Consider the following 18,715-nt stretch of genomic DNA (forward strand, 5'->3'; position numbering starts at 1 on the left):
TCAACTCCGCATTGACCCGCGCCGTCTCAGACGTCTCTCAATCTGCTTGCGCAATTTATCCAAGTCAGAAGACTGAAAGGTCTCCAGCAACTTTTTGGCTTCCGCGCCCTGTTCAGCCAACTTTTTTTCGATTTCCTCTGCAAGCTCCGCCTTGGTTTGTTCGGCTTTGGCCTTGGCCTGTTCGATGCCGTCTTCGATAGCCGCCTTTTCTTTTTCAAACTTCGCATCAAAAGCACGATTGGCGTTTTCAATTTCCTTCTGCAAACGCACATCAACATCAGAAAGCAACGCTGATGTTGATTCTGACACCGCATCACTCACCATACCGCTCAGCGTGCTACCCATAATTGAGAAACTTTCCCAAAGCCAATCGACTTCAGCTTTTTAGACATAGGAGAGAAATGATACTTAGAAATCTTAATCCGAATATCCGTATCAAATCGCTCATGGTAGACACTCACAATGTCAAACATCTTCACCGGAACATCCGATTTTCCTTTGACTTCTAGCTCTAAGCTCTCTTCCACCAGATCACATAAACTAGTCGCAAAATAGCGTTTCCCATATTCTGTCAGACTGGCCAAGTCTGTCACATCTTGGTCATTGACTTCCATGGTTGCTTCGTAGATTTGACTATATTTCTCAGTCAACGGACTATCGACCGTTACACTAATCAGTTGGTCTTTCCCGCCTTCTTCTTGCGAAGTTAGCTTTTTCTTGAAATGAATCCTTGTCCGTAAGCTCTTGACTGACTTACTCTCATGGTACTTGCTGAGATTTTTCTTATACATGAAAAGGGACTCATTTTCAGTCCCTCCATTTTGCAATAATTGCACATCATACTTATCACGGACAAGGTCGCCACCCCATTGACCAAGGATAGAGTGCTTATCTTTAGCGAGTACATCCATCACAGACTTATCAGCCACATTCAGCGTATGACGCCCCGTGATGTTAGAAGAAAATGAAAACGGATGGCTACGAACGATAGAGCCAGCAAGAGCATTCATCACCGTCTGACCAGGCACCCTATCAACGTGAACGCTTGACATCGTGTAGTAATTGAGCAAGGTCATGACCTGATTCGCATAGACCTGCACATAGCCATTTTCTTTGACCACATCAAAGACAAAAAACTCCTGCTCTCCATGCAAATCATCCGCCAAAAGAAAGGTCTCTGTTGTTAACAAAGACCACTTCTCATCCGTCACTGGAAACTTAAAAGAAAGCTGGTAGGTTCCGTTTGCTTCTTGGACAATATCATCCCCCCAAGCAAGATTCAAAGGGATAGTTCCCTCTTTTAGATAAATCAAACCCTATACCTCCAATTTCCCTTTATGGTTATTTTCGACACATTGCCACTAGTCGTTACCCCAGAGCGACCAGTTGCGATTTCAAAGAACGGACCACGTTTTCGGATGGTATTTTGGATTTGTCCATCCTTATTTAAAATCTTCTGCTCCCGATGGCGGCAATCAATCGTCGCCTTTCCGTTTAAGGTCAAGCGCATGGTTTGTTGGCCAATGGTCAAACTAACATCACCTTGTCCTTCTAGGATAATGATTGGCTCCGCATATACCGTCCCCTTGTTGACAATAGAGCCACTGCTTGCTAGCACCACATCCTCTACATTCTTCATATAGCGGAAAGGATACATCTCAAGCGTAATGTCAACCGTCCAATGGTGCATTCCATACGGCTTATATTTGCTTGATTTAAAATCAGCATAAAACAAACTCCCTAACTGATACCAAAACTCTATTTCATTCTTCTCACTACGAAAAGCCTCAACTAAGCGCTCTACATCTTCCAGCGTTTTAACGAGAAAGGTCAAGGTTCTGGTATAGCCATCATAAGCACCATCCCAGATATTGAGCTTCCCATTTGCGCCGTATATTGTCGCCGACTCAGCCACACGAGGCTCCGCACTTTCGACCACACCCGCATCAATCAACTGACAATGAGGGATGTCAGAAGTAGTAAAGCCATTCACAATCATATACATCTACATTCCCTCCCTTGCCAGAATGTGACCGTGAGTCCGATAGGTACTCTGGCCAATCTTTTCACCATCCAAGTACACAGACAAATCCTTGTCCAAAATCCCTTGCAGTAACGTCTCCACACTCGCTAGACGATCCAAAAGACCTGACTGACTAGAATCCCCCGTAGAATGGTTTAATAGACTATCATTTGTCAACGTTTGACGAACATCGCTAGTCAGACTAGCTTCCAGCCCATCATCGCCAAAAGAATCCACCAAAGCACCAGCCATTCCGCTGACAGTAGATTGAACCTCTCTAAAGTTAGCAACTAACCCCTGATTCAGTCCGCCCATAATCGCTTTACCAGCAGGAATCAGCAATCGCTTATCGTAGGAAATCGGCCCCTTATGTTCAGCGATCCAGCCAGCAATACCACCGACAAAATCCGTCACGGCTCCCCAGGCTGATTTCAAACCACCTAAAAAGCCATTCATAATTGCTGCACCAGCACCAGAGATATCAATATTAGCCAGACCTTTGATGACCCCAGTAATATTATCTATAACTCCTCTTATGCTACCGCCAACGCTCGAAACCAGACTCCCAAAGCTACTAAAGGCACTTTTCACCGTTGAGATAGCTCCGCTGATGATTCCTTTTGCCACATTGATTGCATCTTGTATCGCCATCCAAGCAAGCGAGAAGACGTTTTTCAACACACCGACAGCATTTCCAGCGCCACTAAAAGCCAGCTTGATGTACTCAATCGCAGTTCGGATGATGTTTCCAGCCGTTTGCACCGCTGATTGGATATTCGACCAAGCACTCTTTAAAATGCTACCTAGCCCTTCACCGACAGAACCAAGATTCGTAAATAACCCAATCGCAACACCGACCCCTTGTGCAATAGCACTAAAGACCGGCTCAAAGAACTTCAGCACATCCACTAAAAACGAAACCACCGGTGTCAAGATTTCAATAGCAATTTTCAACCCGTCAAACAGACCTGAAATCCCTATCATAATCCCTTGAAATACCCCTCCAAGGAAAGACCCTAGAATTTCAAAAGCTGGCATCAAGGCATCAGCCAGTATAGAAATCAATGGTTGTGCCGCATTCCACAAACCAACAAAGGATTGAACCACACTATCAATCGCAGGACCAGCAATCGACATAAACCGACTAAACCCCGCTTCTAAGGCAGGGATAATAGCGGATATCAGGTTTTGAATCCCACTAAAATCTAACTGAGTAAACCCATTTGCAATGGTTTCAATAACTGGTGTCACAGAACTAGCAATCGTTTGAAACAGACCAGGTAATTGCCCAAAAGCAGTTTGAAAACCTTCAATGACAGGTTGAATGGTCGTCATGACTTTTGCGCCAAAACCAGCCATTCCACTGTCAAAACCAATTCCCAATTGCTCTAGCATTTGCTGACCACCAGACAATAAAATAGGCCCCGCGGTTTCAAAAGCAACCGCAAAAGCCTGTGGTAAACCTTTTAAAATATTTCCCACCATAGGAAAGAAATTACTAAAAAGAAAGGTAGAGGTCGTTTGAGCAAGCGCCACCAAAGACGGCTCAATATCAGCACCTAGCGAAAGATTCCCTAGTACATTTTGAGCCGCCGCTTTCATCGCAGCAAACGAACCACTAAAGGTCGTTGCCGCCTCGTCCGCAGTCGCTCCTGTAATCTCCAGATCTTTTTGAATTTCGTGAATCGCACTATAAACATCCGAAAGATTATTGATGTCATATTTGACACCTGATATTTTCTCCGCATCAGCCAGCAACCGTTCCATTTCAGACTTTGTTCCGCCATAACCCAGCTTCAAATTATCCAACATGGTGTAATTCTGCTTGGCAAATCCCTGATAAGCGTTTTGGATGAGCCCCATATCAGTCCCCATCTTATTCGCATTATCAGACATATCGACCATGGCCATATGCGCCACTTCTGCAGATTTTGCCGTATCTCCACCCAATGACTGCAAGAGACTAGCACTAAAGCCTGTCACGCTTTCCATGTAGGCATTCGCAGACAGCCCAGTAGTTCTATAGGCTTCATTCGCATACTGTTGGACAGTATCAGCACTAGCTTTAAATAGCGTTTTTACACCACCGATAGATTGCTCAAGGTCTGCCCCTTCCATCAAGCTAGCAGAAAAGAGCTTCCCAATTCCAGCGGCGGCAATGACCCCAGTAACTGCCTTGACCAGTTTCGAGCCAATGCTTGCCCCTGCACTTTCGCCAGCAGACTCCGCTTCAGGTCCGATAGCATTTTTAATAGCTCCGCTAATACCTTTAGCCGAAGGCACAATCTGCACGTACGCCTTGCCTAATTCAGTTGCCATCAACTCTCACCCCCTATCTTTTCTAGTAGTGCCCGCTTCGCTTTTTCAAAATCCTCACCAGATGAAAAGACCAACTCTTGTCTCTCAACTTCCTTGTGGAGCAGTTTGTTCACAATAGAAACCGGCGGATTTGCCCCTTTTTGACCATCTTTCGTCTGTGCCCAGTACAACAGACTTAATCGGTCTAAAATTCCAGCTAAGACCAACGTATCAAAAGCAATCTCTTGATGAGAAAGAATCATCTTAATTCTTGAATCATCCCGCAAACCACCCGCTAGAATAGCCACCTTACTAGCGGGCAATGCTCGATAATCCACTATATGATACGTCTCAGCCAAATCACAAATCAACGCCTCTTCATCAGTCTGAATCATCTTGATGAGGACTAAGAGTTTTTTAATTCTTTGACCGACTCAAAAATATCTCTAATCTCGTTCCCAATCAAAGCATTTGGGATAAACCCATTCTCATTGCGCAAATGCTCCTTCAGCTTTTTAGCCTGTTCATCACCCAACAAAAGCTTCACAACCTTAGAATAAAGCAGAGGATTGTCGTCCACCTCTGCCATTGTTTCTAACAATTCATAATTATCCAAGCGCTCTTCACTAATTTCAAATGAAAATCCTGATTCCGTTGTTCCTTTTAACATGCTTATCCTCCCACCGTTGGTTTAGCCGCTTGAATATACTCATAGTGAGTGTTTTCATGTTCGTCCGGCAAAGCCTGTACTGTTGTTTCATAGCCAACATTTTCACCATCTTTATAGCTGATTTCACCTACTTCAGAAACCTTTGCACACGGTAGCACGATCCGTTTCATGACCCCGCCCTTCAACAGCATTTCAATAACGATACAGTGTTCCTTCAATTCTTTCGAGTTAGCTGTAATGGTAATTCCCGATGATAAATCTCCAGAAACATTCTCATTACCATACACTTCTTTCAGCACATCGACATTCAATGCCTCAATCAACGTATAAGAAAAGGTATCTTCTTTTTCTGTCTGAACAGAGTTGACCGTATCCCCACCCCAAGCCTTAATGTTTTCGCTTGAAGGAGAATTTGAATTTGTAGCTCCATCTTCTGACACATAACCTAAAGCGACAAAAGCTGCATCGAGCTTACTCGTTGCATTCGTAGGCAATTTAGTTCCAAGTGGCGCAGAATAAATCGCACCACCAACTTTCGGCTTTGCAGCCGTTACATTTGTTGCATTTGACATTTGATTTCCTCCTAGTAATAGTTAATATCAAAAACAGCCTGATAACGATAAGCCTTCATGGCTGTATCTGTAAAGTTATAATCGCTATTCAAATGAACCCCGCTGATAGTATCTAGCTCTACGAGCTTGTCTACCGCCGTTTTGACCTGTTCATTTAATAACGCCGCTTCATACATCGACGGAGCATAGCTTTGAAAAGCAAACGTCGCTGACTTCAGCTGATTTTGCATTCTTCCACTCGTTTTCTCTATCAAGACGTATGTTGAAGGCATCTTACCTTCATGTTCAAAAAAAGACGGTACATCTAAATGACCGTCAAGATAGTCTTTTATCACAACTTCAATCATTTAATGCACCGCCTTTAGTAACGTATTATTTTTCGAGTTATCTTTCCGAGCTTTAAAACTCTTAGCACTGACCATGGCATTCGCACGATTTTTACCGACAAAGATGTCCTGCTCATAGCCATCACCACATCGGTTCCGAATGGCTGTTGCCTCCTGCTGTAAAACCGTCCGCATCTCAGCCGATTTCATCAAGTCAGCAACTCCCTTCCGATTGAGCTCAAATCGCATCTTACTCATAGCGCTCTACCATCACTTTCTTGTTCCAAGACAAGGGAATCATGGCTTCAATCCCTTCTAGCGGAATCCCAAAAGTCCGCCAACGTTGATTGAAAAAGCGGACTTCCTTGTCCTCCCAATCATGCTGATCACCTTTGGGAATACCAAGCGTATAGATAGCCTTCTTACCAGTCAGATTGAGCTGATTGATGACATCCTCCGAATCAGTCGGAGCAACCAATACATTCTCCACCGTAACTTTCTTATCTTGATAAGTGACTTTACCAAATGGATCACGACCAGCCACCACCTTGTCAATCAAGACAACAGGTATCCCTTTAAGATGTCCCATAAATATCAATCACCCCATATCTCTGCTTTTTCAGCCCAAGGCGTTTCAATTCAGAATCCTTGATAAAAAGACCGCCACCAGGTACTAGATAAGAACCACTCCACGAATACCCCATAGCACTCTCTGCGACTTGCGTCATCGGCTCTTGATCTGTTGAAGTCATCAAGGTCCTAGCCACAATGTCCACCGTAACAGATTTCAAGACCGTTGCATACGAAGGACGCTCCATAGCTATCTGATCCAAGTCTTTCCCAACTTTCTCAGCTTCAACTCGTAGCGAATCAGAAACCACTTTTAACAAGGCTTCTGCCCTCTCCTCCTCATCAAATTTCAGAGAACGCCACATCAGCTCCAAGTCATCTTTTGTTGCAAAAATGTCCATCAAAACTCCTTTCAAACCTTGATTCTACGGCGTTTTCGCGCATAACTAGTCACCCAATCAGCTGAAAACGCCCTAGAATGGCAATCTCTACACAGCATGTTCTTCATACAAGGCCAAGATTTCCGATTTCTTAGCTTTTGGATGGTAGGCAATGCCCAACTGATCCAAAGCAGCTTTCATCTCAGAAACCGTCAAGTCAGAAGACGAGTGAGAAGCCACCTTCTCACTCTCGTCCACCAAGACCCAATCCCCAGACAAGATACTATCACAAAGAACGACAGCCCCCGTCTTCTTGTCTTGATATTTCATCCTATGCCTCCTCTACACGAGCAAAGGCAGTTTCATCCAAGATACCCCAACCAATGAATGCTTCTGCACGCAGACAGATTTCATTGTATTGCTTCAAGTCACGACCTGCACCATCTGGATCTCCATACTCGATAATTTCCATAGGAATATTTTCAGCGTATCCCCATTTGAACATGTTTTGGAAATCCCCCACAATCGCATGGTCTTTCCTAGCAGTACCACCCTCAACCGTCATTGTCTTGTTGATATCAGATGTCATACCAAAGAAAGAATTTGGATTTTGCCCAAAACGAAATTCTGGATAAAGGTGTACTTCGTTCTTATCTCGTTTCTTACCTAGGGCACCACCAGCAAGCGGAGATAAAGCTAATCCAGTAACCTCACAACCTTTGGAGCGAACCTGTAAAACAGCATCTTCAATATTGCTATCAACCTTCGCTTCCTCGTATGTGACCACATTTCCCTTAATGACACCATCAAAGGAATTGGTATTACGGAATGTAGCATCTGTTAGGGTCTTAGGCTCAAGCCCATGAAGAGCTGCAATATCAAACGCTTCTGCCATTTTCTTCGCAAAACCGTCCATAAAATGCTGCAAATAATTCATTTGCTTTTCCTCCGTTGCGTATTTAAACTCATCTGTAATACGAGCCTGATAGACAAACTTCAACGGTTTAATAACCTTAGAAGTGATCTTAGCGTCTCCTGCACCCTTAGCTTCCCCTTCTCCGACAATCTGAGCATTGCCTTCCAAGTTAAAGATAAACTGCTCAATACCATTAAATGGAATTGGCGTTTGACCAGATAATTTTGCCAAGACAGAATGACCTTGGACTTTACTAAACATATCTTTTACTGTTTCTGCTGGAAATAGACTTCCTGATTTTAATACCATCTTTATTCTCCTTTGTTAACTAATTCTTGAAGCATCTGCTTCATCGCGTTATCGCCTTTCACCGGCTCAATATCCTTCAACGGTGGTACTGGTTCTGTTGTTCGCAAAAAGCCAACCAACCGCTCCGCATCAGCTGTCAATTCCGCCTCGTCACTTCCCTGCAAGCGATCCGCCAAATCATACGGCAAGCCATTTTGAAGAGCAATCCGAGTCCGTAGCGCCGTTGTTTCATAACCTGCCACCTTCCCCTCTAATTCCTCAATCTGCTTGCTAGATGAAGCCGATTCCTGCTTAGAAGTCTCCAAAGCTGATTTCAAGCCCACGTTTTCCGTTTCCAATTCCTTCACACGGTCTTTCAATTGGTCATAATCCGCAAACCGCTCTTTTTGGCGCGCCAAGCGTGTTTCCACAATACGATCCAATTCTTCCTGTGTTTCAATCGTTTTAAATTCAGACATATCTGTCTCCTTTCTCCGCATTTCCCGTGCGTTCGGTAATTTCAAGCATTAAAAAAACGCCTAACAGCGCCCTCTTAATAACTAACTTTTTGCTTTTTCTTCGGCTTCGTTGTCATACAAGCCCAGTGCGCAAGCAAAGCACTATCCATAAGACTAATATCCATATCATCAAAATGAGAACGATAGCCAAAGCCACCATTGGAGCCAATATTGCGCTTATCGCAGTTAGTCGCTACCTTCGACAAAGACGGCTGACCAGCATGGCACAAGGTCTTTTGATAAATCCCCTGTTCCCACATGCTATTAGCGACAATGATTTCCTTGACCGTTGGCAACACCACATTTTTAATGCGAAAATCCCTCAACTCATCATCTAAAATCTTCTGACCGCTCGCACCGTCCACAACAATCTGCGCCACTTTTGCCTTCTTCAAGAAATGAATCATCCACTGATTGCCATTTCTAACCGATTGACAATCAATCACCTCTACAAAGACCTGCCCTTCTGCCGTCCGCACTGCCACGCTCATAGCGACATTCGTGCCGTCTTGACCATACTTGATACCGACAAATAACGGACCAGAAAAAGCAGGAAGCTGAGAAACCCTCAAGGATTCCCACTCCGTTTCTGAAATAGCAGACTTTTGATTGTACTGTGGCCAGTAGCCCAAGCGCTGTACATTGTGGTCCAGCTTGTCTTCGCCAAGCTCTGCCTCAATCTTCCGCTCATTTAAGTGATAGCCCATAGAAGGATTGGAGTTATACCAAGCCTCCACATCGTCAATCTCTCTTTCCGTATCGACAGACCACTCAGCCCAGCCTGAATACTTGGATTTCCCAAAAAGACAAGCACTCCGATACTTAGTAAAGACCGTCCCACTTGAGACCGGCGTTGGCGGAGTACCACACATGACCGTCATCGGATTGTCACTATCTGTCACCGTGTACTTGAGAGCCGACTCCTGCTCAGTCGTGTACTCCTGAGCCTCGTCAATGATGAGCAAGTCAAATCCCTCACCAAGACCCCCATTGGAAGTCCTAGTTCGAAACTGCACCACACCGCCAGACTTGTAAAGCTCAATGCGCTCTTGACCCTTAGCACGAATAGAATTAAAGTCCTCCCCGTCCACATAGCCCATCTTTTCCAGATAACGCTTGACCTTTTCAAAAGACGAATGCGACGTGCTGATACGATGAGCCGTATGCAGGATATTCAACCCATGCTCCAAGCCCCACAGCTCCAACATGTAGAGGATTTCCGACTTCCCATTCCGCCGAGGAATCGAGTAGCCAAACTTCTGATGCACCCACAAGCCAGACTTATCTACCGCCATGATTGGCTGTAAAAGATTGACCTGCCAAGCATAGCAAGACAAGCCCGTCCGTTCATAGATCTCCACCGCCTCTTTTGACAATGATTTCTTTTTAGTATATGGAAGAATTACCGATTGAGTAGGATTTTGATTGCCAAGTTTTTTCTTAACCCTAGCCATAACCTGTCCTTTCAATCGTATCAACTACCATGCAGCTTTTAACGCCCTCAGCACGTTTTAGGCAAAGTGAAGATATAACGAGCTTTTAGCCCCTGTTCATTTACTCTTTAAATGTCAATCTACCAGTCAAGACATCTAAAATTGTCTTGCCGTTTTTAGAAAATAATTTACTGCCCCTTATCTTTTCAGACTCCAAGGCAACCTTCTGGATAGCTTTCACAATGGCTTTTCCATTTGAAGCGATAGAACCAGCCTTGATTTCTTCACTAGCAATTGAAATAGCGCTCGTATTTGAAGCTACTTCAGCTCGTAACTCCTCAAAGTTCTTATTCGTTCCCTCAGCGTTTTTAGATACTTGTTCTTCAAGCCGTTCTACACGACTCATAGTATGAACCTGCGCTTCTGTAAGCAAAGTCACTTGATCTAACAGTCCTGCATTCTTGCGTTCAAGGTCTGCCACTCTTTTTTCAAGAAGTAGTATCAACCACTTCTTTTTCATTCGTTTATTCATGATTGAACCTCCTCATAAGTTTCTTTAAAAATATCAGGCTTGCATGGATAAAACTCACCATGTACCCCCTTGATGATGTAGTCACCATCTGAAATATACATAGCACCTTCTAGTGTAGCAATATAATAGCTATTTGTCTCAACATAGTAGACAAGGTCTGAACTATCTTTCATAAAATCCATCACTGCCCCGATTTTTGGAAATTGATACTGTACTGCCTCAACTTCTACTGGCTTCTTACGGTATTTTGCCATTCTTTCCTCCTTTTGCGTACAAGAAAAGCACCTAGATTATGCTAAGTGCCTTATACTAATTCGATTGATTTGATTTCAGATTCATTGAATCCAACATACTGATGCTGAGCTGTTTTTATAGTGATTTCATCGTACAACTCTTCTTCTGTATCCAACTTCCCTGTATACGTATTACAATAACCTTCAAGGACTGTATCATCAATAAAAGTTACCTTAATATTTTCCCCAAGAAAATCATGTAAACTATTCCAATTCATGACTATCTCCTTTCTTTAGGTACAATATGTACTCTTTTTGCTGAGTGGTGAATTTTTATTATATTAGTTTCAGTTGCACCAAATTGACTTACAGCCACACCAATCGGAAAATCTAATTCTATAATCTCTTTATTGGTTCTTCTACCTTTCCGGTCCACTTCAATTATTCCTGTTCCAGCATACTTATCAAATAATGATTGTACATCAATTGTGTCATAAAAATATGATTTTCCAGGAGTAACTGTTGATTCCATGTGTGGAAGTTGTTTTTCTGGATTAATCCTAGTTCCCCACTCTCCCGAACTAATTTTACCTCTAATATAAACCTTATCTTTTAAACGCTCATATCCCTCACCATCATTATACTTCAAATCTTGAAATTTTGCTACTGATATAGGGGCATTTTCAGCACCTAAAACCGCGACAATTTTCTTAAATTCTCTGATATCTTCCTTGCGGTTATTATCACGAATATCCCTATTTATTTGCTTACGCTGTTCCAAGACATCAGCGCTTTCCTTACTCCATTTTTTCGACCAAACATTTTTCCTTTTACCATCGCCTGTTTTGTAGTCAACAGTACACCGACAATTGCCATGCCTCCGATACACGTCTTTTGGCACATGAGGATAGTCATAGATTCCAGCCAAGCCACGGCACCAATCACAGCAGTTTCCAACGTGTTTTCGTGTAATTTTAGGGCTCAGCCCTACTTTCGCATGAAAGTCCACATTTTCCTGAATAGCATCATCGACAATCCCCTGCGTAAACGTCACAATTGGATCACCCAAGAGCCATTTCACACTCTCAAAATCATCTGCGGTAGACAAACGGTTGACCAAGCCATCAATCTTATCTTGATTCAAAGACGGCACTTGCGCTTTTAAGCCCAAACCAGCCTTTTCATTTAACAATTGCTGAACATCTCTCGCATAACCGCTGACAAGCTCAAAATTCCGCCCCAGCGTGTCCTCTAACAAACGTTTCGCGATATTATAATACATTTTACCGTCTGGCAACTTATCGGCACTTAGAGAAGCTCCCAGAGCCTCAGATAAAATTTCGCCAACCTCAATCGCCAAATCATTGACCGTCTTATAGGTCGCTTGCTTAGCCTTCAAAGCCTCAAAAGCAGCCGTTATCACTTCGCTCTTGCCATAAGCCTTTTCAAAATCCGCCTGAATAGACGCTAGTAAGTTCGGTACAATATCCTCATTCATCTACCTTCTCCTTGGGAACCACCGGCACAGCCGATTCATCCCCACGAATACCCGTCAAATCACGGATTGTCTCCCCAGTGATATAACCTGGCAAGGACTGATTGATTTTAATGACACCATCACCCAGCATAGTCAAGGTTGTCGCATCCGCTTCAAATAACGGCTCCCATTTCGGAACCAATTTCATAAACTGGCTACGCAAATAAGGGTACCCATCACGCAAACACGCCGCCACATAGGCCACATTTAACAACCCAGACCCGAGCGACCGTTGCGCCTTCCGACCAGCCAACCGCAAATTCTCATGACTTGCCTTGATAGCCTCGACCGACGACGGATTATCCGACACAAAGCCCAAATCATCCAAGGTCAAGCCCATTTCACCCGCAAAACCAGCCGCCGCCGTCCGCAATTGCTCCGTAAAAGGCGACATGCTAGAAGTCGTAAACTGACCAACCGTTGGCTTGTCCCCGTCCTCGTCCTTCGAAAACTGCAACAAACTAGAAACCGTCGCCTGCCATTTATCCAACCTCTCCATATCAGGATCAGTCCCCAAAACATACTTCTGTGGAAACGAATAAAACTCCGCCGTCACATCAGCCCGCTCCAACGTACGCTTCGCATACCTCTGATAGTACATCCCAGCCCTCGTAATCCGAGAACGACCAAACGGACGCACCGCATCAGGACGATGGATAATCGGCACCAGCAAAGGAACCCCAGTCTCATTCTTGACAGGAGTATGCTTCCCATTCTGAATATAAAGCGTCCAATCCGATGTAAAGTAGGCTTCTTGCAAAGGCCTACCATACTCATCACGCTGCAACACCGCATAACCTTCCGTCAACAACCCAGTAATCGGATTGAGAATCCCCGTAGCATTGCTTGCCTCAATAACCTGCAACCGGGGCTCCCCATCTTCTCCCTTTGAGACATAGACAAAACTACAAGCCCCAATCAAAGCAGACAAAACCACACTATCAAAAAAGACATCAGGATTGTTCTGCCGAAAGATGTCATTCACCTCAAAATCATCATTAGCAAACTCACGAAAGACCAGCCTGTCTGCTAAGCTATCCACACCCTTAGCACACCAACCAAGAACAGCCTGATATTGCCTGCGAATCTCCGCTGGAATCGTAATCCCTATCGGAGACTCCTGATGTTGCATCGCATACTGCTTATACCTCAAATCCACCCGTTGCTTCACCGAAGACAGCTTAGACCTAAGATAACTAATCCCTTTTAGTTCCAATTTCCATTTTCCTTTCATTTGGCGAGAGAAAAAATGCACAGTGACGGCGTGAAGCTCGCGAGCCTCCAAGGGGAGGGTGGTATCCCCCTTCCTGACAAGACTGCAAGATTTTCAACTTTTCCTCTCTGTACATTTTGATTGTATTATCCTTTGTATGAAATCCAATCACAACTTTGCGGAAGATTGCGATTTCCAATCACTTTTGTATCACTTGCTCGCTCATCAGCATACAACTTATCAGACTTCTGTCTGTTACATTGCCAATGCGCAAGCTGTAAGTTATCTATATCTGATGGATGACCGTTCTTGATGACTGGAATGATGTGGTCAATGACTGGACTAAGTGGATGAGGATACCTCAAACTCTTATCAACTGGATTACCACAAATACCACAAGTATTACGAGTTTTTAAAATAACCTTCTTGTTCTTTTCAAAGGCCACCCGGTGTTTTCCTTGACGGTCTGCTCTTGCTTGCATAGAGGCTCCTTTCGTTTGAGAGGGAGTTATTTGGTGTGGGGGGAGTTTTAAATCCACCGTCTATTTTATAACCTAGGGGTCTATTTCTACGGTGGGGGGGAGTTTTAAAATACCTTCTCATTTTATGTTGAGGGGAGGGTATTTTTTAGGTGGTGAATTTAACATATCTTATATTCTGTTAAATTCGAACAACACTCAATAAAACCAAGCACATCAAGCTATCAACTCAATTTCTGCATTTTCCAATTTACAATTTCTCATTATGTTAAATACATACCGTTTTTATAATCAAAACTAAGCATAGCATCGTCTAGTTCGTCCTGCTTATAACCAATGTATATCAATGTAATGTCTGGCGAAGCGTGGTTAAATAGATTCATCAATAGCACAATGTTTTGAGTTTGCTTATAGAAATGATATCCAAAAGTTTTTCTCATTGAATGTGTCCCTATATTCTCCAAGCCGACACGTTCAGCCGCTTCTTTAAAAATCTGATAAGCAGCAACTCGTCCAATGTGAGCAATCCGAACACCGTTTACATTTTTCTTTTTTCTGCTCGGGAATAGATAGTCATAATCTTTCAACTCATTATTTTTAATGTACCATTTCAAAGCCTTTCTTAATTCTGGATTGATAGCAAATGGTTTCACTTTTCCCGTCTTTTTTTCGATGACCTCAATACGATTGCCAACAACATCTCTTACTTTTAGAGGTACAATGTCACTAATCCTAAGTCCAGAATAGAGTCCACACATAACTAGTACATAATCTCGCTCATTACGAGAACGCAGATAGTCTTTTAATCGTTCAATGTCATCGGTATCTCTGATTGGTTCGACTCGCTTCATGACTACACCTCCTCGTACAATAATAAAAGACAAGAGGAAGTCTCTTGCCTTTTCATTCATGATACTATTTTATCATTAAAAAACAGATAGAAACTCCGCTGTTATTCCGCTATTATTCCGCTCAGAGCAACCAAGCACCCGCTTCTGTAAAGTTCCGCAAAAGCTAGTAAAGCATTAAACACAATCTCATGATAACGGGTTTTCTCATATCCCAATTCATTCTCTAATTCCGCATTAGTTTTTGGATAATTGGTCAAATACAAATCATAAAGTACTTTACGTTGATACGGATCAAGCAGATGACCCACCGCATACTCGATAGCTTCAAGCTCTGCTAATGCATCTGCCTTGCTTATCGCCAACCGCTCAACTGGTCTACTCGGACTCCCATGCGATTGCCTAGGCTCAAAGGAGTAAGTCGCTGTGACTTTCTGACCGTCAACATCGCCTGCAATCCGCCTCCAACGTGGATACTCTCTCAGTTTCCTCTTAGCATTTCTGATTGTCTGTTTTTCGTCAATCTCTGGAAAAAAAGTCACTCTCGCTCTCTCCTTTGTGATATAATATTAATGAACTTATTATTCACAAGGAGTCAGCAATTGCTGGCTTTTTTTATTTTCGCTGGTAACTGTACCACGGGAATTTAAACACCATCTTCCCACGTTCTGACAAGACTTTGCCTTTCGACTTCAGATTTTGCATTGGTTCTAGATTCGGTTGCCTACGTTCCCACTCCAATCTTCTTGCTTGGTTGTAGAGTTGTTCGATTTTAAGGCGATTTTCATCGCTTATAGCAAAACCTCGCTTCCACTTAGAAATCGTGTTAAAAGTTACGCCGATTTTCTCTCCAAGTTGCTGCTGCGTCCAGTAGTTGACTTTTAAAATGTAGGCCACTTTCTCAGCTGTTGTCATTTCACCCTCCTGGATACTGCACATATTTGTTCATCTCTTGCAGCTGTTGTGTAAGGACTTCATTGCGTTGGTACAGTCCGTCAATCTGGTCTTGCAGACTTCTGATTGATAACACCATCAAAAACAGTGTGGACAGCAGAAATAGCGCAATGAGCATGATGATTGATTTTATATGTGTGGTCATTTTTCAACCTCCGCAATAAACGGATAAAACCACGAACGCTTAGAAAGCAATTCAGCAAGCACTTTATCTTTTAACTTAGTCAGCGGGATTTTAACAATCTCAAAATTTTCTTCATTTAGTTCGCCGTCCAACACCCCAAAATCCCATCTGATTAGGACACTATCTAGACTATCATGGATGAGCGCTCTCTTGTGTGAACATCGAACTGCGCCTTTGCCACCAAAATTTGATACATAAGCACCTGTTTTTTTGCGTTGTATAGCAAAAACACTATTCATCACTCCACCTCCAACAGTTCTGGATTCTCGTAGATATTGCCGAGGACTTCAAAATCATTCTTAACAGCAGTGGGGTACCCACCTCCTAAATTCAAATTAAACCCTTGGAAAATTCTTATATCCCCAAAATTTTCTTCTACTTCCTGCGTACCAAACGAGACGACAACCTTGCGCCACTCGTTCTGCAATACAATATCCCCTTCAAAAATTTCAACACCATTCTTATCAAACAAACCTGTTGATTGCATGAGGATAATCTCGTTAAAGTCCGCCCAGTCAGCTGAAGTTTCGTCGTCAATTATTTCGTTAAACCAAACCCCTTCACCGTGATAGTTAATGCCTTCAACAACCTTCATTTCAGGATTTTCTAAATCGACTTTTGACCAAGCTCTAAATTTTGGTATCATCTTCTACCACTCCTCTCCATTTTGCTACATGTTCGACAATGCAATCTCCGCAATACCCAGTCCAATAGATACTGTGATAATCTTCTGTACCCTCATGATATTTACAACCACAGTCTTCACATGATTCAACTTTCATATATTTACCTCCTCAATGATATACCTTGCATTATGTGCTCCATAATCAATGTAAGTTACTCCATCTTTATTCCAAAATCGCCAAGTATCTGTATGTGTAACACTTGATTTCTCATCAACAATCTTCCTTACTGCATAAATAGCTTCTTTCTCCGTGTTAAATTGCCCTTGAAATTCAGGTTCTTTATCGTTGATTTGGAAGTATAGGTTATAGGTCACCTTCCACCTCCTCCGCAAACTGCCAAGCCCACTCAAAATCTTGCTTAATTTCGGCTTCGGTGAGCTGATTGCTACAGTTCATTTTCCATGTTTTCGACATGGATTGCTTGATACACACTTTCCCTTCTTTGCGACCTAACACTATGCTGTATTCATCAATATTCGGGTCTGGTATCTCGACTGTATACAACTTCTCCTGCTCAACCTCAACTGCATCTAAACCATTTACAATCAACGTTGCAAGAGCAAACTCTCTCTGACGATTCGTCTTATCATCATTGTCATATAGCCAAGTTTGTAGTTCTTCAGCTTTGTCAAAATCATTTTCAAACTCATAACTATATAAACCGCTGAACCATTCATCAAAACCAGATAATTCGTCTTTATATTGCTCATAATAATCTACAGCTACTTGTGACACTTTCACTTTCTGTGGTTCATCGGGTTCAAGGTGTTCCGTCGCACAAGTAATTATCGCTCCTTTATCAGTTTCGACTTCTGAAAATTGGCAACCACCGTATCCCTCAAAGTTGCGAACAACTACACCCCGAGTGATAACTCTGTCCCCTGTTTTAATCACTTCTTGTTTATTCATCTACTTCTACCTCCACTGCAAACTCTCTATAATGCTCTGGAATTTCTTCAAGTGTAAACTCCTGAATCAGGATACTGTCCCTTGCACAAGCGAAAAAACTATCTGAATGGTTCTCGCCTTTTGATAAATACTGCTGACCGTTTGCAGAAACCAATCCCTCAAGTGGTACCCGATATTTCTTCTCCTGCTCAATCTCATAACCATCAAGCCAAGCACGAGCTAAAATGTCTCCTGTTCTTGTAGGATTGTGAACAAACCATTTAAGAATGTCTTCTGGAACTAGGTTGTCATGGATTCGCCCCATTACTCCATAAAGATTGTAGATTATTTTACATTCTTCAATCCAATCCGCCACAAATTGCGGAATTTTCACTTTCTGTAGTTCGTCAGTCACTAGTTCAAGCTGTTCTTCATCATAACTCCACGTAGAACCATCTTCAAAACATACGTAACAATAAGGTACTTTTCTATTTACAACAATACCAATCCCATTCTGATACTGCATCATTTGCCCTAACCAGCGGTCAGGTCGTTCCTCTTGTGGTAATACTCTCACTTTATCTCCAAATTTAAATTGTTTCATCTGTTTTCTCCATCTCCCCAATCAACCAATCCAGATGTTGCCGAGCCTTTTTCAAGTCCTCAACCCCATTTTTCATCTGAAACCGCAATAAATACTTGATGACATTGCCCCAACAATAGGCTGCCTTCCCAGCTAAATCACCGATAAAATTATCGACAACGCTCATGGCTTCAAGCCCGTATTTCCCGTGGTAGTGTTGGGGTTTTGTTATATTATCAAATTGTTTCATCTCGCTCTCCACTTCCTGCTCTGCTTCCGTCTGTCCAGTTTTAACCGATCAGACCCATGATGTACATCAATGATCAGTTGCGTCAGGTAAAGATTACTACGCTTCAAGCGCTCAATCGTCTCCTCATCCTTTTTCATGTCAAGGTAACAACGACGTCTCTCATCTTCAAGAAAATCATTTTTCTCTTGTAACTTCTTGTTTTCATCCTCCAAATAACGAATATACCCCCAATGTTTTTTCTAAAGCCCGCACACCACTGACATCAATCGTCGCATCCGTAAGATCTGATGAACTTGTAATTTTTATCCCTGTGAAAATTCCTTTTGACATCTCT

The 18,715-nt window shown here is 42.8% G+C and carries 33 protein-coding genes; all 33 read right to left on the reverse strand.

What is annotated here, in order from left to right; genetic code table 11:
* The gene (locus tag A4H00_RS10400; RefSeq protein ID WP_067090769.1) at nucleotides 1-345 is read right to left on the reverse strand and encodes a hypothetical protein; all 345 of its coding nucleotides are present in this window, start codon (nucleotides 343-345) and stop codon (nucleotides 1-3) included.
* Nucleotides 330-1,313: a phage tail spike protein gene (locus A4H00_RS10405; protein WP_067090772.1), complete on the reverse strand. Its 984-nt coding sequence runs from the start codon at nucleotides 1,311-1,313 to the stop codon at nucleotides 330-332. Before A4H00_RS10405 ends, A4H00_RS10400 begins: the two co-directional genes overlap by 16 nt.
* Entirely contained in the window at nucleotides 1,310-2,005 is a 696-nt protein-coding gene (locus tag A4H00_RS10410; protein WP_067090776.1) for a phage tail protein, read from the reverse strand. Before A4H00_RS10410 ends, A4H00_RS10405 begins: the two co-directional genes overlap by 4 nt.
* Nucleotides 2,006-4,342, reverse strand: a complete 2,337-nt coding sequence (locus A4H00_RS10415) for a phage tail protein (protein WP_067090781.1) — start codon at nucleotides 4,340-4,342, stop codon at nucleotides 2,006-2,008.
* Nucleotides 4,342-4,716, reverse strand: a complete 375-nt coding sequence (locus A4H00_RS10420; protein WP_067090785.1) for a DUF5361 domain-containing protein — start codon at nucleotides 4,714-4,716, stop codon at nucleotides 4,342-4,344. The genes A4H00_RS10415 and A4H00_RS10420 overlap by 1 nt, the downstream gene beginning before the upstream one ends.
* 11 nt (nucleotides 4,717-4,727) lie before the next feature.
* Nucleotides 4,728-4,991 carry a hypothetical protein gene (locus A4H00_RS10425; RefSeq protein ID WP_067090788.1) on the reverse strand — a complete coding sequence of 88 codons (264 nt, stop codon included), beginning with the start codon at nucleotides 4,989-4,991 and terminating at the stop codon, nucleotides 4,728-4,730.
* Nucleotides 4,992-4,993: 2 nt separating this feature from the next.
* Nucleotides 4,994-5,563 carry a phage tail tube protein gene (locus A4H00_RS10430; protein WP_067090792.1) on the reverse strand — a complete coding sequence of 190 codons (570 nt, stop codon included), beginning with the start codon at nucleotides 5,561-5,563 and terminating at the stop codon, nucleotides 4,994-4,996.
* A gap of 11 nt (nucleotides 5,564-5,574) precedes the next feature.
* Entirely contained in the window at nucleotides 5,575-5,910 is a 336-nt protein-coding gene (locus A4H00_RS10435) for a hypothetical protein (RefSeq protein WP_067090795.1), read from the reverse strand.
* Entirely contained in the window at nucleotides 5,911-6,147 is a 237-nt protein-coding gene (locus A4H00_RS10440) for a hypothetical protein (protein ID WP_067090799.1), read from the reverse strand. It lies immediately after the preceding gene.
* Complete coding sequence (locus tag A4H00_RS10445; protein ID WP_067090803.1) at nucleotides 6,140-6,478, reverse strand: hypothetical protein; 339 nt, start codon at nucleotides 6,476-6,478, stop codon at nucleotides 6,140-6,142. The genes A4H00_RS10440 and A4H00_RS10445 overlap by 8 nt, the downstream gene beginning before the upstream one ends.
* The gene (locus tag A4H00_RS10450; RefSeq protein ID WP_067090806.1) at nucleotides 6,465-6,860 is read right to left on the reverse strand and encodes a phage Gp19/Gp15/Gp42 family protein; all 396 of its coding nucleotides are present in this window, start codon (nucleotides 6,858-6,860) and stop codon (nucleotides 6,465-6,467) included. Before A4H00_RS10450 ends, A4H00_RS10445 begins: the two co-directional genes overlap by 14 nt.
* Nucleotides 6,861-6,947: 87 nt before the next feature.
* Complete coding sequence (locus A4H00_RS10455) at nucleotides 6,948-7,169, reverse strand: hypothetical protein (RefSeq protein WP_067090809.1); 222 nt, start codon at nucleotides 7,167-7,169, stop codon at nucleotides 6,948-6,950.
* Between the two features lies 1 nt (nucleotide 7,170).
* Nucleotides 7,171-8,064 (reverse strand): phage major capsid family protein, encoded by an 894-nt coding sequence (locus tag A4H00_RS10460; RefSeq protein ID WP_067090813.1) that lies wholly within the window; start codon nucleotides 8,062-8,064, stop codon nucleotides 7,171-7,173.
* Nucleotides 8,065-8,066: 2 nt separating this feature from the next.
* Entirely contained in the window at nucleotides 8,067-8,522 is a 456-nt protein-coding gene (locus tag A4H00_RS10465) for a capsid assembly scaffolding protein Gp46 family protein (RefSeq protein ID WP_067090818.1), read from the reverse strand.
* 74 nt (nucleotides 8,523-8,596) lie between these two features.
* A complete protein-coding gene (locus A4H00_RS10470; RefSeq protein WP_067090823.1) occupies nucleotides 8,597-10,015 on the reverse strand; it encodes a terminase in 1,419 nt (472 codons plus the stop codon).
* Nucleotides 10,016-10,115: 100 nt separating this feature from the next.
* Nucleotides 10,116-10,526: a hypothetical protein gene (locus A4H00_RS10475; protein ID WP_067090828.1), complete on the reverse strand. Its 411-nt coding sequence runs from the start codon at nucleotides 10,524-10,526 to the stop codon at nucleotides 10,116-10,118.
* Nucleotides 10,523-10,708: a hypothetical protein gene (locus A4H00_RS10480; protein ID WP_418080455.1), complete on the reverse strand. Its 186-nt coding sequence runs from the start codon at nucleotides 10,706-10,708 to the stop codon at nucleotides 10,523-10,525. The genes A4H00_RS10475 and A4H00_RS10480 overlap by 4 nt, the downstream gene beginning before the upstream one ends.
* Nucleotides 10,709-10,830: 122 nt before the next feature.
* Nucleotides 10,831-11,037, reverse strand: coding sequence for a hypothetical protein (locus tag A4H00_RS10485; RefSeq protein WP_067090836.1), 207 nt, complete (start codon nucleotides 11,035-11,037; stop codon nucleotides 10,831-10,833).
* Nucleotides 11,038-11,039: 2 nt separating this feature from the next.
* Entirely contained in the window at nucleotides 11,040-12,257 is a 1,218-nt protein-coding gene (locus A4H00_RS12110; RefSeq protein ID WP_067090840.1) for a polymorphic toxin type 50 domain-containing protein, read from the reverse strand.
* Nucleotides 12,250-13,512, reverse strand: a complete 1,263-nt coding sequence (locus tag A4H00_RS10495; RefSeq protein ID WP_067090843.1) for a phage portal protein — start codon at nucleotides 13,510-13,512, stop codon at nucleotides 12,250-12,252. The genes A4H00_RS12110 and A4H00_RS10495 overlap by 8 nt, the downstream gene beginning before the upstream one ends.
* Before the next feature lie 143 nt (nucleotides 13,513-13,655).
* A complete protein-coding gene (locus A4H00_RS10500) occupies nucleotides 13,656-13,991 on the reverse strand; it encodes an HNH endonuclease (protein WP_067090847.1) in 336 nt (111 codons plus the stop codon).
* A 260-nt stretch (nucleotides 13,992-14,251) separates the two neighbouring features.
* Complete coding sequence (locus tag A4H00_RS10505; RefSeq protein ID WP_067090850.1) at nucleotides 14,252-14,839, reverse strand: site-specific integrase; 588 nt, start codon at nucleotides 14,837-14,839, stop codon at nucleotides 14,252-14,254.
* A 101-nt stretch (nucleotides 14,840-14,940) separates the two neighbouring features.
* The gene (locus tag A4H00_RS10510; RefSeq protein ID WP_067090853.1) at nucleotides 14,941-15,378 is read right to left on the reverse strand and encodes an ArpU family phage packaging/lysis transcriptional regulator; all 438 of its coding nucleotides are present in this window, start codon (nucleotides 15,376-15,378) and stop codon (nucleotides 14,941-14,943) included.
* A gap of 73 nt (nucleotides 15,379-15,451) precedes the next feature.
* Complete coding sequence (locus A4H00_RS10515) at nucleotides 15,452-15,751, reverse strand: helix-turn-helix domain-containing protein (protein WP_067090857.1); 300 nt, start codon at nucleotides 15,749-15,751, stop codon at nucleotides 15,452-15,454.
* A 1-nt stretch (nucleotide 15,752) separates the two neighbouring features.
* The gene (locus A4H00_RS10520) at nucleotides 15,753-15,935 is read right to left on the reverse strand and encodes a hypothetical protein (protein ID WP_067090861.1); all 183 of its coding nucleotides are present in this window, start codon (nucleotides 15,933-15,935) and stop codon (nucleotides 15,753-15,755) included.
* Complete coding sequence (locus A4H00_RS10525; protein WP_067090864.1) at nucleotides 15,932-16,213, reverse strand: hypothetical protein; 282 nt, start codon at nucleotides 16,211-16,213, stop codon at nucleotides 15,932-15,934. The genes A4H00_RS10520 and A4H00_RS10525 overlap by 4 nt, the downstream gene beginning before the upstream one ends.
* Nucleotides 16,213-16,620, reverse strand: a complete 408-nt coding sequence (locus A4H00_RS10530; RefSeq protein WP_067090868.1) for a YopX family protein — start codon at nucleotides 16,618-16,620, stop codon at nucleotides 16,213-16,215. Before A4H00_RS10530 ends, A4H00_RS10525 begins: the two co-directional genes overlap by 1 nt.
* Nucleotides 16,604-16,756: a hypothetical protein gene (locus A4H00_RS12040; protein ID WP_167541361.1), complete on the reverse strand. Its 153-nt coding sequence runs from the start codon at nucleotides 16,754-16,756 to the stop codon at nucleotides 16,604-16,606. Before A4H00_RS12040 ends, A4H00_RS10530 begins: the two co-directional genes overlap by 17 nt.
* Nucleotides 16,753-16,974 (reverse strand): hypothetical protein, encoded by a 222-nt coding sequence (locus tag A4H00_RS10535; RefSeq protein WP_067090871.1) that lies wholly within the window; start codon nucleotides 16,972-16,974, stop codon nucleotides 16,753-16,755. The genes A4H00_RS12040 and A4H00_RS10535 overlap by 4 nt, the downstream gene beginning before the upstream one ends.
* Nucleotides 16,964-17,569 (reverse strand): DUF1642 domain-containing protein, encoded by a 606-nt coding sequence (locus tag A4H00_RS10540; RefSeq protein WP_067090875.1) that lies wholly within the window; start codon nucleotides 17,567-17,569, stop codon nucleotides 16,964-16,966. The genes A4H00_RS10535 and A4H00_RS10540 overlap by 11 nt, the downstream gene beginning before the upstream one ends.
* The gene (locus tag A4H00_RS10545; protein ID WP_067087764.1) at nucleotides 17,562-18,152 is read right to left on the reverse strand and encodes a DUF1642 domain-containing protein; all 591 of its coding nucleotides are present in this window, start codon (nucleotides 18,150-18,152) and stop codon (nucleotides 17,562-17,564) included. Before A4H00_RS10545 ends, A4H00_RS10540 begins: the two co-directional genes overlap by 8 nt.
* Nucleotides 18,139-18,381 carry a DUF3310 domain-containing protein gene (locus A4H00_RS10550; protein ID WP_067087762.1) on the reverse strand — a complete coding sequence of 81 codons (243 nt, stop codon included), beginning with the start codon at nucleotides 18,379-18,381 and terminating at the stop codon, nucleotides 18,139-18,141. The genes A4H00_RS10545 and A4H00_RS10550 overlap by 14 nt, the downstream gene beginning before the upstream one ends.
* A gap of 201 nt (nucleotides 18,382-18,582) precedes the next feature.
* Nucleotides 18,583-18,711 (reverse strand): hypothetical protein, encoded by a 129-nt coding sequence (locus tag A4H00_RS12300; protein WP_257721977.1) that lies wholly within the window; start codon nucleotides 18,709-18,711, stop codon nucleotides 18,583-18,585.
* Between the last annotated feature and the right edge of the window lie 4 nt (nucleotides 18,712-18,715).

The sequence above is a fragment of the Streptococcus marmotae genome (assembly GCF_001623565.1).
Taxonomy (GTDB): Bacteria; Bacillota; Bacilli; order Lactobacillales; family Streptococcaceae; genus Streptococcus; species Streptococcus marmotae.

What these genes read in the sequence shown, in the direction of transcription:
- A4H00_RS10445 (WP_067090803.1), bottom strand. Translation starts at nt 6,478, where the DNA reads ATGGGACATCTTAAAGGGATACCTGTTGTCTTGATTGACAAGGTGGTG.
- A4H00_RS12110 (WP_067090840.1), bottom strand. Translation starts at nt 12,257, where the DNA reads ATGAATGAGGATATTGTACCGAACTTACTAGCGTCTATTCAGGCGGAT.
- A4H00_RS10465 (WP_067090818.1), bottom strand. Translation starts at nt 8,522, where the DNA reads ATGTCTGAATTTAAAACGATTGAAACACAGGAAGAATTGGATCGTATT.
- A4H00_RS10475 (WP_067090828.1), bottom strand. Translation starts at nt 10,526, where the DNA reads ATGAATAAACGAATGAAAAAGAAGTGGTTGATACTACTTCTTGAAAAA.
- A4H00_RS10400 (WP_067090769.1), bottom strand. Translation starts at nt 345, where the DNA reads ATGGGTAGCACGCTGAGCGGTATGGTGAGTGATGCGGTGTCAGAATCA.
- A4H00_RS12040 (WP_167541361.1), bottom strand. Translation starts at nt 16,756, where the DNA reads ATGAAAGTTGAATCATGTGAAGACTGTGGTTGTAAATATCATGAGGGT.
- A4H00_RS10520 (WP_067090861.1), bottom strand. Translation starts at nt 15,935, where the DNA reads ATGACCACACATATAAAATCAATCATCATGCTCATTGCGCTATTTCTG.
- A4H00_RS10545 (WP_067087764.1), bottom strand. Translation starts at nt 18,152, where the DNA reads ATGAAACAATTTAAATTTGGAGATAAAGTGAGAGTATTACCACAAGAG.
- A4H00_RS10505 (WP_067090850.1), bottom strand. Translation starts at nt 14,839, where the DNA reads ATGAAGCGAGTCGAACCAATCAGAGATACCGATGACATTGAACGATTA.
- A4H00_RS10455 (WP_067090809.1), bottom strand. Translation starts at nt 7,169, where the DNA reads ATGAAATATCAAGACAAGAAGACGGGGGCTGTCGTTCTTTGTGATAGT.
- A4H00_RS10525 (WP_067090864.1), bottom strand. Translation starts at nt 16,213, where the DNA reads ATGAATAGTGTTTTTGCTATACAACGCAAAAAAACAGGTGCTTATGTA.
- A4H00_RS10540 (WP_067090875.1), bottom strand. Translation starts at nt 17,569, where the DNA reads ATGAATAAACAAGAAGTGATTAAAACAGGGGACAGAGTTATCACTCGG.
- A4H00_RS10440 (WP_067090799.1), bottom strand. Translation starts at nt 6,147, where the DNA reads ATGAGTAAGATGCGATTTGAGCTCAATCGGAAGGGAGTTGCTGACTTG.
- A4H00_RS10450 (WP_067090806.1), bottom strand. Translation starts at nt 6,860, where the DNA reads ATGGACATTTTTGCAACAAAAGATGACTTGGAGCTGATGTGGCGTTCT.
- A4H00_RS10435 (WP_067090795.1), bottom strand. Translation starts at nt 5,910, where the DNA reads ATGATTGAAGTTGTGATAAAAGACTATCTTGACGGTCATTTAGATGTA.
- A4H00_RS10410 (WP_067090776.1), bottom strand. Translation starts at nt 2,005, where the DNA reads ATGTATATGATTGTGAATGGCTTTACTACTTCTGACATCCCTCATTGT.
- A4H00_RS10515 (WP_067090857.1), bottom strand. Translation starts at nt 15,751, where the DNA reads ATGACAACAGCTGAGAAAGTGGCCTACATTTTAAAAGTCAACTACTGG.
- A4H00_RS12300 (WP_257721977.1), bottom strand. Translation starts at nt 18,711, where the DNA reads ATGTCAAAAGGAATTTTCACAGGGATAAAAATTACAAGTTCATCAGAT.
- A4H00_RS10430 (WP_067090792.1), bottom strand. Translation starts at nt 5,563, where the DNA reads ATGTCAAATGCAACAAATGTAACGGCTGCAAAGCCGAAAGTTGGTGGT.
- A4H00_RS10550 (WP_067087762.1), bottom strand. Translation starts at nt 18,381, where the DNA reads ATGAAACAATTTGATAATATAACAAAACCCCAACACTACCACGGGAAA.
- A4H00_RS10500 (WP_067090847.1), bottom strand. Translation starts at nt 13,991, where the DNA reads ATGCAAGCAAGAGCAGACCGTCAAGGAAAACACCGGGTGGCCTTTGAA.
- A4H00_RS10425 (WP_067090788.1), bottom strand. Translation starts at nt 4,991, where the DNA reads ATGTTAAAAGGAACAACGGAATCAGGATTTTCATTTGAAATTAGTGAA.
- A4H00_RS10415 (WP_067090781.1), bottom strand. Translation starts at nt 4,342, where the DNA reads ATGGCAACTGAATTAGGCAAGGCGTACGTGCAGATTGTGCCTTCGGCT.
- A4H00_RS10480 (WP_418080455.1), bottom strand. Translation starts at nt 10,708, where the DNA reads ATGGATTTTATGAAAGATAGTTCAGACCTTGTCTACTATGTTGAGACA.
- A4H00_RS10460 (WP_067090813.1), bottom strand. Translation starts at nt 8,064, where the DNA reads ATGGTATTAAAATCAGGAAGTCTATTTCCAGCAGAAACAGTAAAAGAT.
- A4H00_RS10470 (WP_067090823.1), bottom strand. Translation starts at nt 10,015, where the DNA reads ATGGCTAGGGTTAAGAAAAAACTTGGCAATCAAAATCCTACTCAATCG.
- A4H00_RS10485 (WP_067090836.1), bottom strand. Translation starts at nt 11,037, where the DNA reads ATGAATTGGAATAGTTTACATGATTTTCTTGGGGAAAATATTAAGGTA.
- A4H00_RS10420 (WP_067090785.1), bottom strand. Translation starts at nt 4,716, where the DNA reads ATGATTCAGACTGATGAAGAGGCGTTGATTTGTGATTTGGCTGAGACG.
- A4H00_RS10530 (WP_067090868.1), bottom strand. Translation starts at nt 16,620, where the DNA reads ATGATACCAAAATTTAGAGCTTGGTCAAAAGTCGATTTAGAAAATCCT.